The organism is Caulobacter sp. D5, from assembly GCF_003185805.1.
GTDB lineage: Bacteria > Pseudomonadota > Alphaproteobacteria > Caulobacterales > Caulobacteraceae > Caulobacter.
Genome location: NZ_QHJY01000286.1, coordinates 1 through 2,108, shown reverse-complemented (window position 1 = coordinate 2,108; position 2,108 = coordinate 1). Strand labels below are relative to the sequence as shown.

Below are 2,108 nucleotides of genomic sequence, written 5' to 3'. Positions count from 1 at the left end.
GCGCCGCAGGCGTGGGAGGATGAGGGGTTAGGGACGGTTGACGGCGTGCCGGCACGATCTAGGGCACTGAAGTGAGGGTGAAACCCCTCACCCTCCCATCGCTTCGCGACGGGCCCCTCCCTCTCCCTATGGGAGAGGTTTCAATTCGGAGCGCCCTGCCCAGACGCTGTGCGTCCCGCTGCTGATCTTGTGCGGCAGCGCCACCCGGCATACCGGCGCCATGCTCCGCGCATCCACGATCAGGCACTCCGACGTTCCCTGCCCCTCGTCGATGACGAAGCTCACCAGCCAGCCGTCGTCTTCCCCCACCGCCCCCGGCCGCGCCGCGAACGGGGCCTCGCTGGCGTAGCGGCCTTCCGGCAGCTTCAGGCTCCAACTCTCGCCCGAAACCAGGTCGTGCTTGACGAAGCCGTCGAACAGGAACCAGCCCGGCTTGGCCGTCGTCGACCAGGCATAGCGATAGGGCTTGCCCGCCCAGGCCTGGTTGAACATGCCAAACTCCAGCACCCGGTCGTCCAACCGCTGCTCGAGCGTCTGCCCGGTCGCCAGGTTGAACCGCCAGCGATGCAGCTTGGGCCGGAAGCTGTGCTCGTCCAGATAGGCCATCAGGTGGGCGTACTGCTCGGGCGCGTCGGCCAGCGGCCTGGGCGTCGGGTTCTCCTGGAAATAGCCGTCGACCACCACCTCGTCGCCCTCCTCATAGGCGTTGAGGAAGTGCAGCACATAGGTCGGCGCGGCCTCGAACCAGCGCGGCTCGCCGCCCTGGCGCGGCACCAAAGCAAAGCGCGACGGCACACCCTTGTGCAGCCGCACGGCGTGAATGCCCCGCTCCAGCAGCCCCGCGTCCCAGAACACCGGCAGGTCGTTGAAGATCGCCCAGTTCTGGCTGAACGCCATGTCGTGCGGCAGGCGCGGCCCCGGCAGCGGCACGGGCTGGTACAGCGTCCGCCGCCCCGTCCGATCGACGACGCCATAGTGCATGTAGGGCGCGTGCTTGGAGTAGTTGAAGAACAATAGCTCGCCGGTAACCGGATCGACCTTGGTGTGGGCCGAGACCCCGTCGATCGGGGCCCAGGGCGCAGGGCCGAGGGTCTCCAGGGTCAGGGGGTCCAGCCGATAGGCCTCGCCGCACTGATAGAAGGTGGCGATCGCCTCGCCGGCGTGGACGACGATGTCGGTGCTGGCGCTGTCCTTCAGCCCCCCATGGGCGCCGAAGCCCGGTCGCAGCGACACGCCCGGACCATCGGCCAGCCCGCCCCACAGGCTCTGGCCAGCCTCCTGCTCGGCCTCGAAACCGCGCGTGCGCACGAAGCGGTTGCGATACCGCGCCCGGCCGCCGTGGAAGTCGATCTGGTGCACCATGCCGTCGCCGTCGAACGGGTGGTAGCGGCCCAGCGGATCGTGCACCGGGTTCTCGGTGTTGCGCAGATAGATCCCGTCCAGCTCCGCCGGGATCGCGCCCTCCAGCACCACCAGGTCCTCGGCGTCGAGTTCCTCGTGCTGCGGCGTCCAGGCGCCGGTCATGTACGGATGGTCGGTGGGCCGCAGCGATGTGCGGACCGATGGTTGGCGCGCGACTTTCATGCCGTCCTCCCCAGGCTGGCCAGGGAAGCTTAGACCGTAAGTCTCGTTATGCAAGCTTCATCATTGAGCGACCGACTTGCTGCATCGCAAACAAAAGAAAGGCCCGCGTGCCGGAGCGCGCGGGCCATTTCCTCGGACGCCTGCAAAAGGCGCTTACGCAGCCGAAATCAGAGGACGGCGCGGTTCTTGTAAGCCGAAACAGCCAGGGCGATCAGGGTCAGCATGGGAGATCCAGTCATCTTCGTCGCCAGGGCCGAATTGCCCCGACGCCCGCCATATATGCTGACAACGTTGTCATTTCAAGGTCGAATGCTGCGACGCAACAACGCATCCCCCCGCGAGAAATGGGGGGAGGAGGGCGGATACGCAACGTGACGGCGGGGGCGAAACTGGGCTCGGCCCATCCCTCCCGTAAATCCCCGCGAAAGCGGGGACCCAGGCTTTTTCTGAAACGCGCCGCCCCAAAAGCCCTTCCCCCTCGATGGGGGAAGGGTTGGGATGGGGGTGACGCTGCGGTTCCGCCT

At 67.0% G+C, this 2,108-nt stretch carries 1 protein-coding gene; it reads right to left on the bottom strand.

Going from position 1 to position 2,108, the window contains the following annotated elements:
* Positions 1-126: 126 nt before the first annotated feature.
* The gene (locus DMC18_RS17995; RefSeq protein WP_110121329.1) at positions 127-1,584 is read right to left on the bottom strand and encodes a carotenoid oxygenase family protein; all 1,458 of its coding nucleotides are present in this window, start codon (positions 1,582-1,584) and stop codon (positions 127-129) included.
* Positions 1,585-2,108: the final 524 nt, after the last annotated feature.

Bases quoted from the DNA above. Each gene is read 5' to 3' on its own strand.
- DMC18_RS17995 (WP_110121329.1), bottom strand. From the start codon at position 1,584: ATGAAAGTCGCGCGCCAACCATCGGTCCGCACATCGCTGCGGCCCACC.